Source organism: Agrococcus terreus (assembly GCF_014645235.1).
GTDB classification, from domain to species: domain Bacteria; phylum Actinomycetota; class Actinomycetes; order Actinomycetales; family Microbacteriaceae; genus Agrococcus; species Agrococcus terreus.
Window position 1 is genome coordinate 177740 of sequence record NZ_BMLM01000002.1, and the last position, 22004, is coordinate 199743.

General features: G+C 77.1%; 23 protein-coding genes. 9 read left to right on the forward strand and 14 right to left on the reverse strand.

Annotated elements, in window-relative coordinates; all coding sequences use genetic code 11:
• Positions 1-58 precede the first annotated feature (58 nt).
• Both IEW90_RS10670 and IEW90_RS10675 read left to right on the forward strand, forming a co-directional pair.
• Entirely contained in the window at positions 59-877 is an 819-nt protein-coding gene (locus IEW90_RS10670; RefSeq protein ID WP_188718276.1) for a PspA/IM30 family protein, read from the forward strand.
• 97 nt (positions 878-974) lie between these two features.
• Positions 975-1763, forward strand: coding sequence for a crotonase/enoyl-CoA hydratase family protein (locus tag IEW90_RS10675; protein ID WP_188718277.1), 789 nt, complete (start codon positions 975-977; stop codon positions 1761-1763).
• 106 nt (positions 1764-1869) lie between these two features.
• On the opposite strand, the gene IEW90_RS10680 is transcribed toward IEW90_RS10675, so the two are convergent.
• Positions 1870-3123, reverse strand: coding sequence for a glycosyltransferase (locus IEW90_RS10680; RefSeq protein ID WP_188718278.1), 1254 nt, complete (start codon positions 3121-3123; stop codon positions 1870-1872).
• 34 nt (positions 3124-3157) lie between these two features.
• On the opposite strand from IEW90_RS10680, the gene IEW90_RS10685 reads away from it, so the two are divergent.
• Positions 3158-3613, forward strand: coding sequence for a hypothetical protein (locus IEW90_RS10685; protein ID WP_229679636.1), 456 nt, complete (start codon positions 3158-3160; stop codon positions 3611-3613).
• A 31-nt stretch (positions 3614-3644) separates the two neighbouring features.
• On the opposite strand, the gene IEW90_RS10690 is transcribed toward IEW90_RS10685, so the two are convergent.
• The 7 genes from IEW90_RS10690 to IEW90_RS10720 all read right to left on the reverse strand — a co-directional run bounded on the left by IEW90_RS10690 (position 3645) and on the right by IEW90_RS10720 (position 9489).
• On the reverse strand, positions 3645-4520 hold the full coding sequence (locus IEW90_RS10690) for a GNAT family N-acetyltransferase (RefSeq protein ID WP_188718279.1): 876 nt from the start codon (positions 4518-4520) through the stop codon (positions 3645-3647).
• Between the two features lie 189 nt (positions 4521-4709).
• Entirely contained in the window at positions 4710-6143 is a 1434-nt protein-coding gene (locus IEW90_RS10695; protein ID WP_188718280.1) for an amidase, read from the reverse strand.
• Between the two features lie 25 nt (positions 6144-6168).
• Positions 6169-6570: a hypothetical protein gene (locus IEW90_RS10700; RefSeq protein ID WP_188718281.1), complete on the reverse strand. Its 402-nt coding sequence runs from the start codon at positions 6568-6570 to the stop codon at positions 6169-6171.
• 68 nt (positions 6571-6638) lie between these two features.
• Entirely contained in the window at positions 6639-7238 is a 600-nt protein-coding gene (locus IEW90_RS10705) for a hypothetical protein (RefSeq protein WP_188718282.1), read from the reverse strand.
• A gap of 146 nt (positions 7239-7384) precedes the next feature.
• A complete protein-coding gene (locus IEW90_RS10710; protein ID WP_188718283.1) occupies positions 7385-7972 on the reverse strand; it encodes a GNAT family N-acetyltransferase in 588 nt (195 codons plus the stop codon).
• Positions 7973-7976: 4 nt separating this feature from the next.
• Positions 7977-8729, reverse strand: a complete 753-nt coding sequence (locus IEW90_RS10715; RefSeq protein WP_188718284.1) for a uracil-DNA glycosylase — start codon at positions 8727-8729, stop codon at positions 7977-7979.
• Between the two features lie 16 nt (positions 8730-8745).
• On the reverse strand, positions 8746-9489 hold the full coding sequence (locus IEW90_RS10720) for a Type 1 glutamine amidotransferase-like domain-containing protein (RefSeq protein ID WP_188718285.1): 744 nt from the start codon (positions 9487-9489) through the stop codon (positions 8746-8748).
• An 81-nt stretch (positions 9490-9570) separates the two neighbouring features.
• On the opposite strand from IEW90_RS10720, the gene denD reads away from it, so the two are divergent.
• From denD to IEW90_RS10750, 6 genes are all read left to right on the forward strand, one after another.
• The gene (gene denD / locus IEW90_RS10725; RefSeq protein ID WP_188718286.1) at positions 9571-10551 is read left to right on the forward strand and encodes a D-erythronate dehydrogenase; all 981 of its coding nucleotides are present in this window, start codon (positions 9571-9573) and stop codon (positions 10549-10551) included.
• A gap of 242 nt (positions 10552-10793) precedes the next feature.
• On the forward strand, positions 10794-11759 hold the full coding sequence (locus tag IEW90_RS10730; protein WP_188718287.1) for an ABC transporter substrate-binding protein: 966 nt from the start codon (positions 10794-10796) through the stop codon (positions 11757-11759).
• A gap of 16 nt (positions 11760-11775) precedes the next feature.
• Positions 11776-12828: an iron chelate uptake ABC transporter family permease subunit gene (locus tag IEW90_RS10735; RefSeq protein WP_188718288.1), complete on the forward strand. Its 1053-nt coding sequence runs from the start codon at positions 11776-11778 to the stop codon at positions 12826-12828.
• A complete protein-coding gene (locus IEW90_RS10740; RefSeq protein ID WP_229679637.1) occupies positions 12825-13631 on the forward strand; it encodes an ABC transporter ATP-binding protein in 807 nt (268 codons plus the stop codon). Before IEW90_RS10735 ends, IEW90_RS10740 begins: the two co-directional genes overlap by 4 nt.
• Positions 13628-14647, forward strand: coding sequence for a 2-phospho-L-lactate transferase (cofD, locus tag IEW90_RS10745; RefSeq protein WP_188718290.1), 1020 nt, complete (start codon positions 13628-13630; stop codon positions 14645-14647). The genes IEW90_RS10740 and cofD overlap by 4 nt, the downstream gene beginning before the upstream one ends.
• 143 nt (positions 14648-14790) lie before the next feature.
• Complete coding sequence (locus tag IEW90_RS10750) at positions 14791-15498, forward strand: hypothetical protein (RefSeq protein WP_188718291.1); 708 nt, start codon at positions 14791-14793, stop codon at positions 15496-15498.
• A 48-nt stretch (positions 15499-15546) separates the two neighbouring features.
• Here the strand turns inward: IEW90_RS10750 and cofC are convergent, their stop codons facing one another.
• From cofC to coaD, 6 genes are all read right to left on the reverse strand, one after another.
• Positions 15547-16155: a 2-phospho-L-lactate guanylyltransferase gene (gene cofC, locus IEW90_RS10755; protein ID WP_188718292.1), complete on the reverse strand. Its 609-nt coding sequence runs from the start codon at positions 16153-16155 to the stop codon at positions 15547-15549.
• 160 nt (positions 16156-16315) lie between these two features.
• Positions 16316-18610: a transglutaminase-like domain-containing protein gene (locus IEW90_RS10760; RefSeq protein ID WP_188718293.1), complete on the reverse strand. Its 2295-nt coding sequence runs from the start codon at positions 18608-18610 to the stop codon at positions 16316-16318.
• Positions 18607-19725, reverse strand: a complete 1119-nt coding sequence (locus IEW90_RS10765; RefSeq protein WP_188718294.1) for a DUF58 domain-containing protein — start codon at positions 19723-19725, stop codon at positions 18607-18609. The genes IEW90_RS10760 and IEW90_RS10765 overlap by 4 nt, the downstream gene beginning before the upstream one ends.
• Entirely contained in the window at positions 19725-20699 is a 975-nt protein-coding gene (locus IEW90_RS10770; RefSeq protein ID WP_188718295.1) for an AAA family ATPase, read from the reverse strand. Before IEW90_RS10770 ends, IEW90_RS10765 begins: the two co-directional genes overlap by 1 nt.
• Positions 20689-21480 (reverse strand): coenzyme F420-0:L-glutamate ligase, encoded by a 792-nt coding sequence (gene cofE / locus IEW90_RS10775; protein ID WP_188718296.1) that lies wholly within the window; start codon positions 21478-21480, stop codon positions 20689-20691. Before cofE ends, IEW90_RS10770 begins: the two co-directional genes overlap by 11 nt.
• Positions 21477-21962, reverse strand: a complete 486-nt coding sequence (gene coaD / locus IEW90_RS10780; RefSeq protein WP_188718297.1) for a pantetheine-phosphate adenylyltransferase — start codon at positions 21960-21962, stop codon at positions 21477-21479. Before coaD ends, cofE begins: the two co-directional genes overlap by 4 nt.
• Positions 21963-22004 lie beyond the last annotated feature (42 nt).

A 22004-nucleotide genomic window follows, 5' to 3' on the forward strand; every position in this document is an offset into this window, starting at 1 on the left:
ATCCGACAGGCACCATGACACCGGCCGGCACCCGGCCATCGACCAGGAAGGCATCCCGATGTCCAAGCAGTCCATCCTCGGCCGCATCGCGCAGCTCGCGAAGGCCAACATCAACGCGCTCCTCGACCAGGCCGAGGACCCGCAGAAGATGCTCGACCAGATGGTGCGCGACTACACGAACTCGATCGCCGAGGCCGAGGCCGCCATCGCCCAGACCATCGGCAACCTGCGCCTCCAGGAGCAGGACTACCAGGAGGACGTGCGGGCCGCCGAGGACTGGGGCCGCAAGGCCCTCGCCGCGAGCCAGCGCGCCGACGAGCTGCGCAGCGCGGGCTCTCCCGACGCCGCGAAGTTCGACAACCTCGCCAAGGTCGCCATCGGCAAGCAGATGCAGTCGGAGCAGGAGGCGCGCTCGGCCGAGCCGTCCATCCAGTCGCAGAACGAGGTCGTCGACAAGCTCAAGCAGGGCCTCGAGACGATGAAGGGCAAGCTCGACCAGCTGAAGTCGAAGCGCTCCGAGCTCATCGCCCGCGCGAAGGTCGCCGAGGCGCAGTCGCAGGTGCACGACGCGGTGAAGTCGATCGACATCATGGACCCGACGAGCGAGATCGGCCGCTTCGAGGACAAGATCCGCCGCGAGGAGGCGCGGGTCATGGGCCAGCAGGAGCTCGCCGCCTCGTCGCTCGACGCGCAGTTCGAGGCGCTCGAGGACGTCGGCCGCGAGACCGAGATCGAGGCGCGCCTCGCCGCGCTCAAGCACGGCGGCGGCCAGCTGGGCGCCGGTCAGCAGCAGGGCGCGCTCGGCGCGGGCCAGGGGCAGCAGGGCCAGGGCCAGGGCCAGGGCGACGCCGTGGATGCGGAGGTCGTCGACCGCTGAGGTCGTCGACGAGCCGCGCGGCGCTGCCGGCGGCTCGCGTTGGAGGGGGCGGACGAAGGTCCGCCCCCTCTCGGCGTGCCGGGGCTAGCGTGCAGGCATGACCGACCAGCCCACGCCCCGCGTCGCCCTCGAGCGCCGCGGCCCCGTCCTCGTCATCGCCCTCGACCGCGTCGACAAGCGCAACGCCGCCGACGAGCGGATGCTGCAGGAGCTCGCGCTCGCCTACGGCGAGCTCGACCGCGATCGGGACCTGCGGGTCGGCCTCGTGCACGCGCGCGGCGACCACTTCACCGGAGGCCTCGACCTGGGCGACGTCGCGCCGAAGCTCGCCGCGGGCACGCTGCAGGTGGTGCCGGAGGGCGGCCTCGACCCGTGGGGCGTGCAGACGCCGCCCGTGTCGAAGCCCGTGGTGCTCGCCGTGCAGGGCACGTGCCTCACGCTCGGCGTCGAGCTCGCGCTCGCGAGCGACGTCGTCGTCGCGGCCGAGTCGACGGCCTTCGCACAGCTCGAGGTGGCGCGCGGCATCCTGCCCTTCGGCGGCGCGACCATCCGCCTCCCCCGGCTCGGCTGGGGCGACGCGATGCGCTGGATGCTCACGGGCGACCGCTTCGACGCCGCGGAGGCGCTGCGCATCGGGCTCGTGCAGGAGGTCGTGCCGACGGGCACCGAGCTCGCGCGGGCGACCGAGCTCGCCGAGCGGATCGCGGCGCAGGCGCCGCTCGCGGTGCAGGCGACGCTCGCCGCCGCCCGCGCCGCGCTGCCGGACGTCTCCGACGCGGCCGCCGCGCTCGTGCCCGAGACCCGCCGCCTCGCCTCCACGGCCGACGCGCGCCGCGCCGCCGAGTCGTACCTCACGGGCACGCCCGTCGCCTTCCGCGGCGACTGACCGCCTCCGCCCGGCGGCACCTGGTCTCAACCGGCTCCTTGATAGGGCATCGCCGTCAGCTCGATGCCCTACCAGCTGGCCGGTCGAGACCAGGACGCGGACGGAGTCAGCGGGCGGGGTGCGCCGCGAGCACCGAGCGGTAGACGCCCTCGAGCTCGAGCGCGACGTCCTGCCAGTCGCGACGCGCGGCCGTGCGGCGGCCGGCGAGGCCCAGCTCGAGCCGCCGGTCCTCGTCGTCGAGGATGCCGCCCACCGCCTCCGCCCACTCGAACGGGTCGCGCCCGTCGACGAGCACGCCCGTCTCGCCGTCGACCACCGACTCCATGAGCCCGCCGACGCGCGACGCGACCACCGGCGTGCCCGTCGCCGCGGCCTCGAGCGGCACGAGCCCGAACGACTCGGTGCGGCTCGGCACGACGACGACATCGGCGGCGTCGAGCAGCTGCGCGAGGGCGGGCCGGTCGAGACTGCCGATGTGGCGCACGCGCCCGGCGACGCCGGTGTCGCGCGCGATGTCGTGGAGGGAGTCGAGGTAGCGCTCGGCGCCGGGCGTCGCGTCGCCCGCGAGCACGAGCACCGCGCCCGGCAGGTGCTGCAGCATCCGCACCGCGAGGTCCTGGCCCTTGAGCGGCTGCACGCGGCCGACGCAGACGACGAGCCGGTCCTCGGGGTGCACGCCGAGGCGGGCGCGCACCTCGTGCCGCGCGTCGACCGGGGCGGGCTGGAACAGCGCGGTGTCGACCGCCGGCGGCACGAGCCACACGCGCTCGGCCGCGGCGCCGACCCCGTCGCAGAGCACGTCGACCTCGGCGCGCGAGACGGCCGCGATCGCGTCGACCTCGTGCGCGAGGTAGCGCTCGGTGAAGATGCGCCGCTCGGGCTCGGGCCGGTCGCCGTCGGCGAGGGTGCGGTTCTTCTCCTCGGCGAGCGTGTGGAAGGTCTGCACGATCGGCACGCCGAGCGCGAGCGACACCGGCAGCGCGGCGAGGCCCGAGAGCCAGTAGTGCGCGTGGAGCACGTCGTAGGGGGCGGAGGCGGCCTCCGCGGCCCGGCGCAGCTCCTCGCCGAAGGCGTCGGCGTGGTTGGGCAGGTCGTGCTTGCGCACGACGCCGCCACCCGTCTCGAGCGCGTAGAGCGCGACGCCGGGCGCCACCGACTCGGCGTGCGGGGCGCCGGCGGATCGGGTGAAGAGGTCGACCTGGTGGCCGCGCGCGGCGAGCGCCCGCGCGCTCTCGAGCACGAGCACGTTGAGGCCGCCGGCGTCGCCCTTGCCGGGTCGCTCGGCGGGCGAGGTGTGCATCGACACCATCGCGATCCGCAGCGGCGCCTCGTGGGGCAGGCCGATCGGCTCGGGGCGCATGGCACCAGCGTATCCGGCGGGTATCGTCGGCGGCATGACCGGATCGTCGCCGCTCGCCGCCGCGGGGCGGCTGCTCGGCGCGCTGGGCCGCGACCTGCAGGCGCCCGCCCTCGCCGCCCTCACCGCCCCTCCGGTCGCCCGAGCAGGGCACCGGTTCGCGACCGTCGCGGCGCGCGCGTGGGGGCGGATGCTCGGCGGCCAGGAGCGGCGCGAGGGCGAGCTCTGGGTCGTCACCGGCCTGCCGTCGTGGGCGTTCGGTCGCGGCGGCACGACGATCGGCGCGACCTTCCTCACGCACGACATGACGAGCCCCGCGGTGCTCGGGCACGAGGACGTCCACCGGCGCCAGTGGGAGCGCTACGGGCTGTGGTTCATCCCGATGTACCTCGCGGCCGGGCAGGACGCGCTGCGCAACCGCTTCGAGATCGAGGCGGGGCTCGTCGAGGGCGGCTACCTGCCGCGGCCCGCGACGCGGCCGCCGCGGCCGTAGCCGCAGTCGCAGTCGCAGTCGCCGGAGGCGGTCAGGGGCGGAGCAGGTCGCGCGACGCCGGACCGGCGACGAAGCCCGCGGAGCGGTAGGCCGCGACCGCCCCCTCGTTGTCGCTCGGGGTGGCGACCGCTGCGGCGGATGCGCCGAGCTCCTGCAGCGCGGCGGCGGCCGCGAGGCAGATGGCGCGCCCGTGGCCGCGGCCGCGGTGGGCGGGGTCGACGCCCATGGGCTCGAGGATGCCGAGGCGGCCGTGGCCCGCGCTCCACACGGTGACCGCGGCGACCGGCTCCCCCGCGTCGTCGTACCCGAGCAGGCTGTGGGCGCGCGCGGCGACGGGGCTCGACTCGAGGGCGACCCATCGCTCGGCGCGGCCGCTCGGCGCGCCGAACGACGCGGCGACAACCGCGTCGCGCGCATCGCGCACGGCCGCATCGGCCTCCGGCCCGACGACCTCGATGCGGAGGCCGTGCGGCTCGACCTCGGCGTCGAGGTCACGCACCAGCGGCACCCACGGCTCGTCCTCGGTCCAGCCGCGCTCGACGAGGGCGGCGAGGAGCGCGTGGGCGCCGCGCGCCTCGACGGCCGCCGGCCCCTCGGGGAGGACGCCCGCGCCCGGGTCGTGGACGTCGTCGGCGATGCGGGCGGCGAGCTCGGCGTCGTCGTGCGCCTCGGGCGCGATGCCGAGCCGGACGAGGCCAGGGCCGTCCAGGAGGCCGACGGCGATGGGGCGCTCGTCGCGCCGCCAGACGCGCAGGGCCGCGGCGGTCGTCTCGGCGCCGAGGCGGGCGTGCCAGCCGAGGTCGCCCGCGTGGAGCTGCAGGGGCGCGTCGTCGCGCTGCCAGGCGTCGAGCGCGATCGCGAGCGCGTGGAGGTCGGCGACGGCCGGGGTGAAGCGGTCGATCGGCATGCGTCGAGCCAAGCACACGGGCCTCCGAGACGTCCCCTCCCCCGCTGGTCCTCCCGCTGGTCGAGGAGCTGCCGTGCGCAGCACGGCCGCGTCTCGAGACCACCCCGGACGGCCAGCCACACTGTGGTCTCGACTCGCTGAGCGGCCTGCGGGCGCGCAGCGGCTCGACCGGCGGAGAGGCGGGCGCGGCTACGCCCGCATGCGGTCGACGACGCGGCGCTCCCACGGGATGCGGCGCTCGAGCTGGCGGCCGATCGACAGGAGCGTCGCCTCCTCGCCGGGGCGCCCGATGAGCTGCACGCCCATCGGCAGGCCATCGGCGGTCCGGTGGACGGGCAATGCGATCGCCGGGAGGCCCGTCAGGTTGACGAACGAGGTGTGCGGCGTGTGCAGCACCTGCGCGTGGAAGTCGGCCGCGCCGTCCTCGATCGGATACCACTCGAGCGGCCGGGGCGTGAGCGCCGTCGCGGGCGTGAGCACCGCATCCCACGGGGCGAACGCGGCGAGCACCCGCCGCTCGAAGTCGGTCGCCCACAGCTGGGCGCGGGCGAGCCCGCCGGCGCCGAGGCCGTCGCTCGCGTCGACGATCCAGCGCGCGAGCGGCTCGAGCAGGTGCCGCTCCTCGCGCTCGAGCGGCACGGTGGCCGCCCCGCCCTGCCACAGCGCCGTGAACGCGGCCGCGTAGCCCGTCGCGTCCGGCAGCGCCACCTCGCCCACCTCGTGGCCCGCGGCCTCGAGCTCGGCGATCGTGCGCGCCACCGCATCCGTCGCCTCGGGCGCGATGCGGATGTCGGCGACCTCGTCCCAGGGGGTGCCGCCGGTGAGCACCGCGACGCGGAAGCGGCCCTCGCCGCGCACCGCGGCGGCGAGCAGCGAGCCGTCGTCGTGCTCGGGCGAGCGCAGCACGGTGCCGTGCGGCACGCGGCCGTTGACGCGGCCGATGAGCGCGTCGGCGAGGAGCCCGGCGTCGATCACCGAACGGGCGATCGGACCCGCCGTGACGAGCCCGCCCACCTGGCCGACGCCGCCCTGGGCGGGGATGCGGCCGCGCGTGGGCTTCAGGCCCACGAGGCCGCACGTGGCGGCGGGGATGCGGATGGAGCCGCCGCCGTCGGAGCCGGGCGCGAACGGCACGAGCCCCTGCGCGACCGCGGCGGCCGCGCCGCCGGACGAGCCGCCCGCATGGAGGTGCGGGAAGCCGGGCAGCGTCGTGGTGCCGTGGAGCGCGGAGCGCGTGTAGCCGGCGAAGCCGAGCTCCGGCGCGGCCGTGCGCCCGAGCGTGACGCCGCCCGCGGCGTCGAGCACGGCGGCGACCGGGTCGGTGGCCTCGGCGATGCGACCCGCGAAGGCGCGCGAGGCGCCGTCGGCGGGCTGCCCGGCGCGGGCGACGAGGTGCTTGTCGGCGAAGGGCACGCCGTGCAGGAGGCCCGTGCGGTCGACGGCGGCGTCGGCGGCGCGGGCGCGCTCGAGCGCGAGCTCGGCGTCGACGTGCACGAACGCGTTCGCCTCGTCGAGGCGGCCGATGCGGTCGAGCTGGTGCTCGGCGACCTCGACGGCGCTCAGCTGGCGCGCGTGCAGGAGGCGCCAGAGCTCGAGCGCGCCGAGCGCGTGGATGGCGGTCATGCCTCCAGCCTGGCAGGCGCGGCTGTCAGCCGAGGTAGCGGCCGGCGCGGCGCTGCAGCCGCTTGCGCTCGGTGCGCTCGCGCATCTGGTCGCGCGAGGCGTAGTTCGTGAGCTCGCGGAACGGGTCGCGCCCGACGAAGGGCGGCGGCTCGGCGACGATCGCCGCGATCGCGCGCTCGAACTCCCAGTACTCGCCGATGCGCGTGCCCTGGCCGGGGTTCATGTGCCGCAGCCGCGCCTCGAAGCGCAGCTCGCCCCGCACCTCCACCTGCGTGATGAAGCCGCGCGTGGCGCCCGCGATCGACACCATCCAGAAGCCCGGCCCGAGGTCGGTGACCGTCGCGCGCACGTCGTCGCCCGCGGCCATCGCCGCGGCCTGCGCATCGGCGGCCTCGCGGGATGCGCGCCACGCCTCGTAGTCGGTCACGAGGCCATGGTGCCACCGCGCACCGACACGCGCCGGCGCCGAGCCCGCCGGTCGCGGTCGACGCGCCCTCAGGCGTGTCCCATCGGCCGCGGCCGGTTCGACCGCCGCACGTGCTCGGCCGCGTGGCGCGCATGCGGCACGGCCCGGCGCGGCACGAGCGCGACGACCACCGCGACGACGCCCACGAGCATCCCGAGCGCCGCCCCGACGGCCGCCATCTCGAGCGAGAGCTGCGTGAGGCCGAACACGACCGCCGCCGCGACCGTGGCCGCGATCGTCGCGGCCGCCCCGGCGGTCGTCGGGCCGAGCTCGTGCCGGGTCGCGACTCGCGCGGCGATCGCCGCGGCTGCCGCCACCATCCCGAGCGCGAGGCCGTAGCCGGCGCCGATCGCGAGGCCCCTCGCATCCGGCGAGAACGCGAGCCCGAGCGACAGGCCCAGGACGACGCCGATGGCGAGGCCGATGCCGGCGGCCGCGGCATCCGGGAGCCGCAGCGTCGACGGGCCGCCGACGGGGCTGACGAGCGCGCCGCGCAGGCGTGCGGCGGGGCTCGGCCGTGCGAGGCCGTCGGGTCCCGCCTCGACGGTGTCGTCGAGGGCAGCCGCGCGACGCGCGGTGTCGTCGGCGGGCCGGTCGGACCCGGCGCGCTTCCTCTGCTCGGTGCTCATGGCGCCACCTCCTGCGGGGCGGCGCGGCGCCGCTGCCGCGGGATCCACGATCCTCCCGCGGTGCGGACGGATGACGGAGGCGCGCTGTGGAGCGCCTCAGCGGTCGCTGAGCGATCCGACGGGGCCCTTCGGCGGGGTGCCGTCGGTCATCGCCGCTTGCGCAGCGAGGCCTGCATGAGCACGATGCCGAGCTCGCGGCCGAACTTCACGCCGACGCGGCCCATCCGGCCGATCTCCTCGAAGCCGAGCCGGCGATGGAGGGCGATCGACGGATCCGCCCCCTGGTCGGCGATGACCGCGATCATCTCGCGCACCTTCCGCTCGCGCGTGGCGTCCATGAGCGCGACCATGAGTGCCTTGCCGAGGCCGCGGCCCGCGGCCGCCGGCGCGAGGTAGACCGACGACTCGACCGTGTGGCGGTAGGCGGCGCGCTGCTTCCACGGCTGCGCGATCGCGTAGCCGACGACCGTGCCCGTCGCGCTCTCGGCGACGAGGAACGGCAGCTGCAGCTCGCCGGCCTCGCGCAGCGTGCGGCGCCACTGGCCGAGGGTCTTCGGCCGCTCGTCGAACGTGACGGTGGAGTTCAGCACGTAGTGCTTGTAGATGTCGCGGACCGCCGGGAGGTCGCCCGCGACGGCCGGCCGGATCGACCAGGCGAAGTCGGGCTCGCGGTGCGCGGGCGCCCGGAGGTGCTGGGGCAGGACCCGCCTGCGCTCGTACTCCTCGGGCAGCATGCGGTCATGCTCCCACGTCGAGCAGCGCGCGGGCCTCCGGATCGTCGCGGATGGCCCAGTCGACCGGCCGCGCACCCATGGCCTCGAGCGCGGCGTTGGCGCGCGAGAACGGCCGGGAGCCGAAGAACCCGCGACGCGCCGAGAGCGGCGAGGGATGCGCGGAGGCGAGCACGGCGACGCCCGGCGCGCCCTCGAGCAGCGGCGCGAGAGACTGCGCCTGCGCGCCCCACAGGATCGCGACGAGCGGCACGGGCGCGCCGTCGGCGTCGCGGCGCGCGACGAGGGCGCGGATCGCGGCCTCGGTCACGGCCTCCCATCCCCATCCCCGGTGCGAGCCGGCCTCGCCCGCGCGCACCGTGAGCACGCGGTTGAGCAGCAGCACGCCCTGGTCGGTCCACGCGCTCAGGTCGCCGTGCCCCGCGGGGCGCAGCCCCAGGTCGTCCTGGAGCTCGCGGTAGAGGTTCTGGAGCGAGCGCGGCACGGGCCGGACGCGCCGGTCGACGGCGAAGGCGAGGCCGATCGGATGCCCCGGCGTCGGGTACGGATCCTGGCCGACGACGAGCACCCGGACCGCGTCGAGCGGCTGCTCGAGCGCGCGCAGCACGTGCTCGGGCGCCGGCAGCCAGGCGCGCCCGGCCGTGGCCTCCTCGGCGAGCCGCGCCCGGAGCGCCTCGAGCTCGGGGGCGACGGCCTCGAGCGCCTCCGCCCAGCCGGCGCCCAGGCCGTCGAGCGGCGAGGGCGCGGAGGAAGGAGGCACGGGTCGAAGGTCGGTGTCAGGAGCCGGCGGCCTCAGCGGCGTCGCCGCCGCTCGCCGCGAGCACGCCGACCGAGACGCGGTCGCCGTCGAGCGCCGCCGTCCAGACGTTGCCGTCGCCCGCGACCTCGAGCCCGCCGGGACCGACGATGAGCGAGGTGTTCTCGTCGATGCCGACGAGCCGGTCGGCGAGGCCCGCCGACGCGATCGCGACGACGCGGCCGAGGTTGCCGTACTGCGCCACGTGGACGTCGACGACGAGGTCGACGAGGCCGAGGCCGGCGTCGAGGGTCACCTCGTCGAGGCCCTCGCCGCTCGCCTGCTGCGTCACCGGCACGCCGCCGATCCGCCAGCCGCCGAGCAGCGCCACGTCACCGGCGATCATGGCGCCGGCCGAGAAGCCCGCGTAGGGCACGCCGGTCGAGACGAGCCCTCGGATGGTGTCGGCCGCTGGCATGACGGCCGCGTGGTAGCCGGGGGTGAGGCCGCCGCCGACGAAGATGCCGTCGGCGCCGCCGAGGTCGGTGGGCAGCAGGGTGCGCTCGGTCGTGAGCTGCACGATGCGCACCTCGCCCGCGCCGAGCTTGCCGAGGTCGTCGCGGTAGTCGTCGTGCCAGCTCGCGCCCGCGGCCTCGGTCTCGGCCCAGAGGACGACGGCGATCGTGGGCGGCCCGCCGGCGCGCTCGCGCGCCTCGTCGACGAAGCGGCCGGTCCAGCGCGACTCGTCGTCGGCCCAGCCGCCGCCCAGGAGGTGGATGCTCATGCCTCGATCCAAGCACGGCACGGCGATGAGGCACCCGCACCCGCGAGCCACGACGGATGTCTGACAGGGCAGGATGGGGGCATGCGCGTCCTCATCACCGGCGGAGCCGGCTTCGTCGGCACCCAGCTCGCCCACCGCATCCTCGCCGACGGCTCGCCCGTCGCCGTCGACGCCCTCACGCTGCTCGACATCGCCGAGCCCCGGCCGGAGCTGCTCGCCGACGAGCGCGTCCGCGCCCTCGTGGGCCCGATCGGCGACCGCCTCGACGAGATCGGCGAGGTCGACCTCGTGCTGCACCTCGCGGGCGTCGTCAGCGGCGCCGCCGAGGCCGACCTCGACCTCGGCATGCGCACGAACCTCGACGACACCCGCGCGCTGCTCGACCTGCTCCGCGCGCAGCGCGACGGCCGCGCCGAGCCGGCGACGCTCGTCTTCACGAGCACCCTCGCCGTGTTCGGGCGCGACCCGGAGCTCGGCATGGCCGACGTCATCGCCGACGACACGATCGCCCGCCCGCAGTCCAGCTACGGCACGCAGAAGCTCATGGCCGAGCTGCTCGTCGCCGACTACGCCCGCCGCGGCCTGCTGCGCGCGCGGCAGGTGCGCCTGCAGACCGTCGCCGTGCGACCCGGCGCACCGAACGCCGCCGCGTCGAGCTTCGTCTCGGGGATCGTGCGGGAGCCCGTGGCGGGCGTGCGGGCCGTGTGCCCGGTCGAGCTCGACACGCCGATCTCGCTCTCCTCGCCCGGCGCGACCGTCGACGCGCTCGTGCGCGCCGCGACGGCCGACGACGCGACCTGGGGCTCGCCGACCGCCGTCGTGCTGCCTGGGCTGACGACCACGCCCCGCGCGATGCTCGAGACGCTCGACCGCCTGGCCGGCGAGCCGCTGTCGGACCTCGTCGACGTGGAGGTCGATCCGGCGATCGCGGCGATCGTCTCGACCTGGCCGGCGACGTTCGACGCGCGGCGGGCCGCGGGGCTCGGCATCGAGGCGCCCGCGTCGATCGAGGCCGTGATCGCGGAGTACCTGGCGCTCGTCGGGCGGCCCGCCGCGGGCTGAGCGGCGCCGGCCGCCGCGCGGTGGTCTCGAGACGCGTGCGGCCTGCGGCCGCGCGCTCCTCGACCAGCGGGAGGGGCGACCGGCGGGGAGTGGCGCGGCCCCCTCGACCAGCGAGCGTGCATCCACCGGGAGGGCGGGAGCGAGCGGGCACGGAGGCGCGCGGGCGTAGGATCGGAGCGCGCCGGGCATCACTCCGCGCGCGGACCCGCTCACCGTTCGCGCCAGCATGCCCAGGAGGCCCCGTGCTCCGCACCCCGATCGCGCTCGCCGCATCCGCCCTCGTCGTCGCCCTCGCCGGCTGCTCGGCCGTCGCGCCCACCGCGACGCCCGCCGCCCGCGACGGCGCAGCGCCCGGCACCGCGCCGATCGTCGACTGCGGCATCGAGGTCGCCCCGCGCGCCGAGCCGGCCGAGCGGATCGTGGCCGTGAAGTCGACCGCCGCCGAGCTCGTCGCGGCCCTCGGCCTCGGCGACGCGCTCGTCTCGACCGCCTTCCTCGACGCCGAGCCCGAGGACGCCGCCGTCGCCGCCGCCCCCACGATCGAGGGCATGCCGGGCCGCGAGGCGCTCCTCGCGCTCGAGCCGGACGCGGTCGTCGCGGGCTGGGAGTCGGCGTTCGCGCCCGAGGCGGCGGGCGATCGCGCGAGCCTCCACGCGCTCGGCATCACCACCTGGGTCTCCCCCGCGGCGTGCCGCTCGACCGACGTCGCGCCGCTCACGTGGGACGCCCTGCTCGGCGAGCTCGAGCAGGCGGGCGCCGCGCTCGGCGTGCCCGAGGCGGGCGCCGCGCTCGCCGCCGAGCAGCGCGCCGCGCTTGACGGCATCGAGCCGGTCGAGGGTGCGCCGACCGCGCTCTGGTACTCCTCCGGCGAGGACGCGCCGTACGTGGGCGGCGGCTCCGGCGCCCCCGCGCTCGTGCTCGGGACCGCCGGGCTCTCGAACGTCGCCGCCGACGTCGACGAGGCCTGGACGACGATGTCCTGGGAGGCCGTCGCGGCCGCCGATCCCGACGTCATCGTGCTCGTCGACGCCGCGTGGCACTCCGCCGAGTCGAAGCTCGAGCGGCTCCGCGCCAACCCCGCGACCGCGCAGCTGCGGGCCGTGCGGGAGGAGCGCGTGATCGTCGTGCCGTTCCCGATGGCGGAGGCCGGGGTCGGCTCGGTCGAGGCGGCCCAGCTCGTCGCGGATGCGGTGCGGGACCTCGGGTGAGCCGGTGGGTCGACCGATGACGAGGCTCGCTCCCCCGCCCGCGACAGCCGCCCCGCCGCGGCCGGCACGGCGCCGCGCCCGCTGGCCGCTCGCGGCGCTCGCCGCGCTGCTCCTCGCCGCCGCGCTCATCGCGGCCTGCGTCGGCGCCGCGGGGGTAGCCCCGGCCGACGCGCTCGGCGCGATCGCGGCGCGCACCGTCGGCGGCACGAGCCCGCTCGATCCGATCGGCGACGCGATCGTCGTCGACCTGCGGCTGCCCCGCATCCTCGCCGCCTGCGCGGTCGGCGCCGGCCTCGCGGTCGTCGGCGTGGTCATGCAGGCGCTCGTGCGCAACCCCCTCGCCGACCCGTACCTGCTCGGCGTCTCGTCGGGCGCCTCCGTCGGCGCGGTGCTCGTGCTCGTCTCGGGGCTCGCGCTCGTGCTGCCGCTCGCCGCGTTCGCGGGCGGGCTGCTGGCACTGCTCGCCACCCTGGGCCTCGCCGCCGCGGCGGGCGGCGCCACGCCCACGCGCACCGTGCTCTCGGGCGTCGTCGTCGCGGCCGCCGCCTCGGCGGTCGTCAGCCTCGTGCTGTTCTGGCGCGCGGACGGCGACGCCTACCGCGAGATCCTCGCCTGGCTGCTGGGCTCGCTCGCGGGCGCCTCGTGGCAGACCGCGCCGATCGCGCTCGCGGGGCTCGCGCTGGCGCTGCCGCTGCTCGCGAGCGGCCGCGCGCTCGACGCGCTCGCCCTCGGCGACTCGGCGGCAGGCGCGCTCGGCGTCGACGTGCGGCGCACCCGGTGGATGCTCCTCGTCGCGTGCGCGCTCGTGACGGGTGCGCTCGTGTCGGTCTCCGGCGCGATCGGCTTCGTCGGCCTCGTCGTGCCGCACGCCGCCCGCCTGCTCGTCGGCGCCGGCCACGCGCGGCTCCTGCCGGTCGCCGCGCTCGCCGGCGCGCTCGTGCTGCTCGTCGCCGACACCGTCGCGCGCGCCGCCTTCGACCCGCGCGAGCTGCCCGTCGGCATCGTCACGGCGCTGCTCGGCGCGCCCGCGTTCGCGGCGCTCATGCTCACCGGGCGGGTGCGCGCGTGAGGGGGGCGGAGGCCGAGATGCACGGGCTCGCGGTCGACGCGCTCTCGGTCGTCGCCGGCAGCCGCGCGCTCGTCGACGCGGCCTCCTGGTCGGCGCCGTCGGGCGCGATCACGGCGCTCGTGGGCCCGAACGGCGCCGGCAAGTCGACGACCCTGCGCGCCGTCGCCGGCCTCGTCCCCGATCGCGCCCGCGCCTCCGGCGCCGTGCTGCTCGACGGCGAGCGGCTCGACGCGCTGCCCGCCCGCGAGCGGGCGCGCCGCGTCGCGCTCGTGGAGCAGTCGACCGAGGTCCCGCCGCAGCTCACCGCGCGCGAGGCGGTGCGGCTCGGCCGCACCCCGCACCACCGCCTGCTGGGCTTCTCGATCGGCGACGACGCGATCGTCGACGCCGCGCTCGGCGACGCGGGCGCCGCAACGCTCGCCGACCGCCGGCTCGGCGAGCTCTCGGGCGGCGAGCTGCAGCGCGTGCACCTCGCCCGCGCGCTCGCGCAGCAGCCGCGGCTGCTGCTGCTCGACGAGCCCACGAACCACCTCGACGTCGCCTGGCAGCTCGAGCTGCTCGCGCTCGTGCGCCGGCTCGCGGCCGACATCCCGGTCGTCATGACGCTCCACGACCTCGCGCTCGCTGCGACGCACGCCGACCGCGTCGTGCTGCTCGACGGCGGCCGCGTCGCGGCGGAGGGGGCGCCGGATGCGGTGCTGAGCCCCGCGCGCATCCGCGCCGCGTACGGCGTCGAGGCCGAGATCGACGCGGCGCCGGGCGGCGTCGCCATCCGCTACCGCCGCCTGGAGGACCCCGCATGACCGACGTAGCCGCATCCGCCGCCTCGCCCGCGGCCGCACCCGTCGGAGCCGACGCCGCCCCGCGGCGCATCGCCGTGCTCGCCGGAGGCGTCGGCGGCGCACGCTTCGCGCTGGGCCTGCGCGAGGCGGCGCCGGACGCCGACGTCGCGATCGTCGCGAACGTCGGCGACGACGTGTGGCTCGCGGGCGTGAAGGTGTGCCCGGACCTCGACTCGCTGCTCTACGCGCTCGCCGGCGTCGGCGACACCGAGCGCGGCTGGGGCCGGGCGGGCGAGAGCGAGCGCGTCGCTGCCGAGCTGACCGCCTACGGCGTCGGCTGGCCGTGGTTCACCCTCGGCGACCTCGACCTCGGCACCCACCTCGCCCGCACCGCGATGCTGCGCGACGGCGCGACGCTCACCGAGGCGACCGCGCGCCTCTCGGCGCGGTGGCCGCTCGGCGCGCGCCTGCTGCCCGTGACCGACGACGAGGTGCCCACGCACGTCGTCACCGACGAGGGCGTGCTGCACTTCGAGGAGTGGTGGGTGCGCACGCGCGCGCAGCTGCCCGCGCACCGCTTCGTGCAGCACGGCGTCGAGCGGGCCCGCATCACGGCCGAGGCGCGCGCGGCGATCGCCGACGCCGACGTCGTGCTCGTCGCGCCCTCGAACCCGGTCGTCTCGATCGGCACGATCCTCGGCGTGCCCGGCGTGCGCGACGCGCTCGCCACGACGGCGGCGCCCGTGGTCGGCGTCTCCCCCATCATCGGCGGGCGCGCGGTGCGCGGCATGGCGGCTGCGTGCCTCGCCGCGATCGACGTGGCGCCCGACGCGCTGGCGGTCGGTCTGCACCACGGCGCGCGCTCGGCGGGCGGCGTGCTCGACGGCTGGCTCGTCGCCGACGAGGATGCGGATGCGGTGCCCGCCCTCGAGGCGGCCGGCATCCGGGCGGCGGCGGCGCCGCTGTGGCTCACCCCCGGCGGGCCGGCCGCGCAGGTGGCGCGCGACGCGCTCGCACTGGCGGCGCGCATCCGCTGACGTCTGGCGTCGCGCGCCCTCAGGCGCGTACCGACACTCCGGATGATGAGGACGACTCGCGTTCCGTGGCGGCGGGATGCCAGCATGGACACATGTTCCGCTTCCGCGCCGTCGCAACCACAGCCGCCGCAGTCTCCGTAGCCGTGGCGCTCGCGGGGTGCACGCCCGCCGAGCACTTCGCCGACGCCACCGACCCCGCGGCAGGGCCCGTCTCCGGCACCGAGGACCCGCGGCCGATGGGCGCCGACGGCCTCGACGAAGCGGAGGGCACGGCCGAGCCCCACGCGGACGAGGAGCCGGGCGCAGCCCGTGAGCCCGGCTTCACTGTCGCGCAGGACGACCTCTACGGCCCCGGCACCTGGTACCGCGTGCCCGGCGGCGCGGTCAAGGAGAACACGGTCGACGGCTGCGAGGGGCTGCCGACGCTCGCGCCCGCGAGCGGCAGCAATGGCCTGGGCGGGTACCTCTACGTCGCGCTCCGCGATCGCGGACGCATGACCTTCGCGACCGGCGACGTGGCCGTCGACGACGACGGCCGGCCAATCGCCTACCGAGCCGCGGCGGGCGACACCATGCACGCCGTCTCGCAGCGCTTCTGCATCGACTACCCGGGCTACCTCGGGCTGCTCAACGCCGTGCGCCGCGGCGACGGCGACGCCGACCTGTTCCGACTGCAGCAGGAGGTGTGGGCGGGCGACATCATCAACCTCGACGTGGCCACCGTCACGACCGTCGGCTCGCAGGACGGCCAGGTGCTGAGCAACGCCGCGCCCTACTCGATGCCGACGCAGCGAGAGGCGCCGGCCCTGGAGTTCCAGCCCCAGGCCGTGCAGCACGACCGCCAGCCCTGACCTGCCCGCCCGCGACCGCACGGATGGTCGCGGGCGGGAACGCCGCGGTCAGGCCGCGTCGGTCGCGCGGGCGCCGTCGAGCACGGCGCGCGTGTGGACGCCGACGCCGAGGTCGAGCGCGAGGTGCAGGTCGGCGAGCTCGTCGACGTCGACCCGGAGGCCCGAGCTCACAGGCACCGGCAGCTCGACGTGGCCCTCCGCGCGGTGCCGCTCGGCCGAGCCCTCGCCGAACCGCGGCCGCAGCGCATCCGCCCGCCGCGCCGCGAGCAGCGTCGTGCCGGTCGAGATCGCGTCGGCCACGTAGGAGCGCGGCTGCTCGGCCGCGAGCGCCAGCGCATCGTCGAGCGCCTCCGGCGTGAGCGCCGGGAGGTCGGCGAGCACGACCGCGGCGGGCGCGCCCGGCGCGACGACGGCGATGCCGGCCTGGATCGCCGCATGCAGGCCCGCGCCCGGGTCGGCGACGACCTCCACGCCCTCGGTGGCGGCGACGGTCTCGTCGCCGGTGACGACCACGACGCGCTCGACCGCGGGGCAGGCGACGGATGCGGCGATGGCGTCGCGCGCGAAGGCGACGGCGAGCGCGGCGCGCGCGTCGCCCGCGTCGAGGCGCGACTTGCCGGACTGACCCTTGACGGGGAGCACGACGGTCCAGCGCATGCGCACCAGCCTACGACGGCGCGGGTGCCCTCCCGACCGCGCTGCACTCCCCCGCCTCGGCGGAGGGGTGCGGTCACGAACGGCCCTCCGAGCGGCCGGATGAGGGCGCTTCGTGACCACAGCACGCTCGGCGCCGAGGCGGCGGCGCGCCCGCCCCCGCTCAGCCCTCGTCGTCGCGGTCGCGCGCGACGACGCCGAGCAGCGACGGCGGGAGCAGCAGCACGAGCGCCCGCCGCCAGGGCGGCGCGGTGTCGAGCAGCGCCTCGCGCACGCCCTGCACGTCGCCGTCGTGCGCGCGCTCGCGCGGCCCGTCGTCGAAGGCCGCGCGCTCGGCGGCGAGCTTGACCCGCTCGGCGGCGGGCGTGAGCGGCTCTCCCGTGCGGCGCTCGATGGCCTCGGCCACGTCGCCGGCGGTGGCGGATGCGGGCAGCCGCACGCCGAGGTCGGCGAGCGTCGCGCGCAGCTCGTCCCAGGCGCCGGGCGGCCCGCGCCGCAGCCGCAGCGCCCGCAGCGCCGTGCGCAGCCCCCACGGCAGGAGCAGCAGCGCGATGACGCCGAGCCCCGCGAGCAGCGACAGCACCGCCTCGGGGTCGATCCGCACCCCCGGCCCGACACCCGGGCCGCCGCTCGCATCCGGGCTCGGGCCGACGGATGCGCTCGGCGTCGGCTCGGCGGGGTCGGATGCGTCGGGCGTCGGCGTGGGCGTCGGCGCCTCGCTCTCGTCGGGCGTCGGCGTCGGGGTGGCGCTCGGCGTCACCTCGGCGCCGTCGGGGCTGACGCTGCCCGTGCCCGCGCCGGGCGTCGTCTCGACGCGCACCCATCCGGCGCCGTCGACCCACGCCTCCGCCCACGCGTGCATCTCGTTGGTCGACACGGCCCAGCCGCCGGAGATCTCGTCGCCGGGCAGGAACCCCACGACGACGCGGGATGCGACGCCCGCGCCGCGCAGGAGCGCGGTCGTCGCGCTCGCGTAGTGCACGCAGTAGCCGCTGCGCGTCTCGAGGAATCCCTCGAGCGCGCCCCAGCCGTCGCCGCCCGCGCCCGCGAAGCCGGGCAGGTCGAGCTGCTCGGAGTAGTTCCACAGCCCGTCGGTCATGAACCCGCGCACGGCGAGCACCCGGTCGCGCGCATCCATGCCCTCGTCGACGAGCGCCGCGCCCCGCGCCGCGATGTCGCCGGCGGCGTCGGGCAGGCGCAGCTCGGCGCCGTGGTCCGTCGACCCCGTCCCCACCGGCAGCGCCTCGAGGTCGTCGAAGCGCGAGCCGCTCGCCTCGTACTCCAGCCCGGCGGTCTCGGTGCCGTCCTCGAGCCGGAGCGCGTCGTTCGCGGTGTCCCACGTAGCGCCCTCGGGCACCTGCGCGCCGGTCGCGCGGTCCGGCACCGGCAGGCTCTCGGCCCGCACGTCCGACATCCGGATCGTCATCTGCATGGGGGCGCCGGTCTCGGCGCCCTCGACGAGGATGTCGGGCAGCGCCGCCTCCGGCGGCACCGACACGAACCCCTCGTCGCCCGCGAGCGGCAGCGTCATGAGCCGCGTGGCGATCGGCTGGCCGTCGGTCGTCGAGTAGGTGAAGACCGGGCGGGCCTCGGGGCGCCGCAGCTCGTCGCCGAGGTCGATGTCGGTGCGCAGCACGGGCGTGACGGGGCGGAAGAGGTCGTCGACCGTGGGCAGGTCGAGCGCGATCTCGCGCGGGCTCGGCGCCACGAGCGGCAGGACGGATGCGGCGGCCGCCGCGGCGACGACGAGGGCGACGGCGCGGAGCGCGCCACGGCCGAGGTCGAGCCGCTCGTCGATGGCGGGCGCGGCGAGCACGAGCGCCGAGGCGATCGCGCCGGGCACGAGGTCCCACGTGGGCGCGTCGATGCGGAAGGCGAGCGGCAGCGCGGCCGGCGCGGCGGCGAAGAGGATCGCGACCGCCGGCACACGCAGCGCGTGGCCGAGCAGGTCGACGTGCAGCGCGAGCACGACCGCCGCGGCCACGACCGCGGCGAGCACCGGTCCCTCGGCCGGGATGGGCGTCTGCAGCGCCCAGGCGATGTCCTCGACGCCGTCGGCGAGGGTCGCCATGGCGAGCTCGAACGACGCAGGGGTCGGCACGACGCCGAGGACGGCCTCCTCGGCCCCAGCGGTCGCCAGCACGATCACGAGGCCCACGACGGCGGCTGCCACCGTGGCCGCGAAGGTCGGCAGCACCTGGCGGGCGAGCCAGGCGGCGAGGGCGACGCCGAGCGCCGCGAAGCCCGCCTGCGCGAGCCAGTCGGGCTCGATCACCGACCGCGTCGCCCACAGCCACGCGAGCGGCAGGAGCGCGAGCGCGATCGTCTCGACGGCGCCGGCGCGGTCGAGCCGGCGGCGGCGCTCGCGGCCCGCGGCGCGGCGGCCGGCGCGCTGCTCCGCGCGGGATGCGTCGGAGGCCGCGGGTGGGGCCGGTCGGGTCGGCGCGGGGGCGCTCACGCGAGCTCCAGCGAGGGTCCGGCGCGGTCGATCCAGCGGCGCACGCGCACGCGGGAGCCCGCGGCCACCGCGCGCCCGGTGCCGGGGCGCTCGGCCACGAGCCACAGGGTCGAGCCGGGCGGCAGCGTCCAGTGCTCGGGCGCCGACTCCTGCAGCGCCACGACGTGCGCGGGGAGCGCCCGGTCGCGGTCGCGCTCGTCCGGGGCGCGCGCCGGCAGCGCGGCGAGCGAGGCGAACGCGGCGAGCGCCTGCTCGCGGCGGCGCCAGTCGATCGGCCCGGGCGCGTGCACGCCGATGCTCTGCTCGCCCGTCTCGCGCACGAGGACGCCGTGGTCGCCGCCCGCGAGCGCCATCGCGATCGAGCACGCGGCCCGCGCGAGCCGGTCCTCCGCCTCCTTGCCGAGGCCGCGCGCGGCCGCGGTGGCGACGAGCACGACGTGGTCGTCCACGGCCGGGTTCGACTCCTGGCGCACCATGAGCCGGCCGCGCTTCGCGCTCTGCCGCCAGTGCACGCGACGCTGCGGGTCGCCCGGCTGCCACTCCCGCACCATCGCGTCGACGCTGTCGGCGGTGCGCGAGCGCGCCTCGCGGCCCGAGTCGCGGTCCGAGCGCAGCGCGCTCGGCTGCATCGGCACCGTCTCCGGGCCGACGACGAGCGCCGCGCCCGGCTCGACGCGGCGGACGGTGCGCACGACGCGGAAGGGGTCGAGCGCGATCACCTCGACGGGCGCGAGCGGCCAGCGGCCGCGGTCGTGCGGGCCGAGCCGCACCTCCGCGCGCCCGTCGTCGTCGAGCTCGCCCTCGAGCAGCACGGAGCGGCCGCTGCCGGGTGCGTAGGTGGTCCAGCGGGCGCGCGCGTGGCGGCGGTCGCCGGCGATCGCGATCGCCGGGTCGTCGCCCTCCTCCACGACGCCGGGGAGCCGCAGCCGCACGCGGCCAGCCGGCTCGAGCGCCCACCAGGCGCCGAGCGCCACGACGCCCAGGCAGAGCGCCGCGGGCACGAGCAGCATCGCCTGCCGCTCCCAGTAGGCGGCGAGCACGAGCGCGAGGCCGGCGATGACGAGCGCCACCCCGCGGCCCGTGGGTCGCGCGCGCGGTCGCTCCCGGAGGGCCATCAGCGCATGACGGGGGCGACGGTCTGCGCGAGGGCGTGCGCGACGATGCGCTGCGCGTCCTCGATCCGGGCCTGCGGGTCGTGGAGCACGAGGTGGTGCGGCAGGACGGCGGATGCGAGCGCCTTGACGTCGTCGGGCGAGAGCCAGTCGCGGCCCTCGAGGTGGGCGCGCGCCTTCGCGGCGCGCACGAGCTGGAGGGTCGCGCGCGGGCTCGCGCCAAGCCGCACCTCGGGGTGCTCGCGGGTGGCGCGCGAGATGCGCACCGCGTAGCGCTCGACGAGCTCGTGGGCCCGCACCGCGTGGGCGGCCTCGATCTCGGCGCGGAACGCGGCCTCGTCGGCGACGGGCCGCACCGCGTCGAGCGGCTGCGCGGTCTCGCGCGCCTGCACCATCGCGAGCTCGGCGTCGAGGTCGGGATAGCCGAGCTCGAGCCGCGCCATGAAGCGGTCGCGCTGCGCCTCGGGCAGCGCGAACGTGCCCTCCATGTCGACCGGGTTCTGGGTGGCGACGACGAGGAACGGCGACGGGAGGCGGTGGGTGATGCCGTCGACCGTCACCTGGCCCTCGGCCATGCACTCGAGCAGCGCCGCCTGCGTCTTGGGACTGGCGCGGTTGATCTCGTCGGCGATGACGATGTTGGCGAAGACGGGGCCGGGCTGGAACCGCAGCTCGCCGGTGGCCTGGTCGAGCATCGACAGGCCGGTGATGTCGCTCGGCAGCAGGTCGGGCGTGCACTGGATGCGGCGCACCGTGCCGCCGATCGCGGCGGCGAAGGCGCGCGCGAGCTGCGTCTTGCCGACGCCGGGGACGTCCTCGAGCAGCACGTGGCCCTCGGCGAGCAGGACGGTGAGCACGGTGCGGATCTCGGTGCGCTTGCCCGCGATGACGCTCGCGACGGCCTCCTCGATCCGGTCGCCGACGGCCGTCGCGCCGGGCGCGGCGGTCACGAGCCCCGTCTGTCCCTCAAGCGCCATCGCGTCCTCCTGCCTCGGCGAGCCCCTCGATCCTGCCCGCGATGCGGCCGGCCTGGTAGGCCTCGTCGCTGCCGAGCCGGAACATGTCGTCCCCCGAGCGTCGCACGAGCCGGCTGGCACCCGGCTCCGTGAGATCCCCGACGTGGCGGCCGAGGCCGCGCACGAGCACCGCGGGCACGCCGTCGGCCTTGCCCGCGACGAGGTCGGCGGCGCCGGCGATCTCGTCGGCGACCGCGGGCGCGGTGACGAGCAGCGGGCGGCCGCCCGCGTCGAGCGTGCCGCCGAGCGGCTCGAGCACCCGGATGCCCGCGGCGCCGATCGCGACGTCGGTCTGGCCGTTGCGCCAGGCGCGGCCGAGCGTGTCGGAGACGACCACGCCGATCCGCGCGCCGAAGCGCTCCCGCAGGTGCGTCGCGATCGCGAGCGCCGAGGCGTCGGAGTCGAGCGGCAGGAGCAGGATCGTGCCCTCGTCGGTGTTCGAGGCGTCGACCCCCGCGGCCGCGAGCACGAGGCCCGTGCGGTGCTCGACGATGCGGGTGATGCCGCCCGGGTGCGCCCGGCTCGCGACGAGCCGCACCGACTCGTCGGTGATCGCCTGCTCGCGCTCCTCGGCGGGTCGCACGCGTCCCTCCGCCTTCGACACGACCTTGCTCGTGACGACGACGATGTCGCCGTCGGCGGGCTCGTGCGGCGCGAGCGCGTCGGCGAGGATGCTCGCGAGGTCGTCGCCGGGGCGGATCTCGCCGATCCCCCGCACGGCGACGAGCGCGAGGTCGGTCATCGCTGCTGCAGGAAGGTGGCGACCGCGCGCGGCACGTAGGGGCTGATGTCGCCGCCGAGCTCGGACACCTGGCGCACGAGGCTCGACGAGACGTGCGCGTTCTCGGGGTCAGGGAGCATGAAGATGGTCTCGACGCCCGCGAGGTTGCGGTTCACGATCGACATGGGCGTCTCGTACTGCAGGTCGGTGCTGGAGCGGATGCCCTTCACGAGCACCTCGGCGCCCACCTGCTGGCAGTAGTCGACGAGCAGGCCCATCGACCAGTTGGCGATGCGGATGGTCGCGCCGTCGATGCGCGCCTCCTCGATCGAGCGCTCGATGAGCGCCTCGCGCTCGGGCACCGGCAGGAACGCGTGCTTGTCGGGGTTGTGCGTGACCACGACGTGCACCTCGTCGAAGATGCGGGCCGCCCGCTGGATGACGTCCAGGTGCCCCAGGGTGACGGGGTCGAACGAACCGGGCACGACGGCGATGCGGGGCATGGAGCCAGCCTATCGGCCCGCACCAGGGGGCAGCCTCGCGGC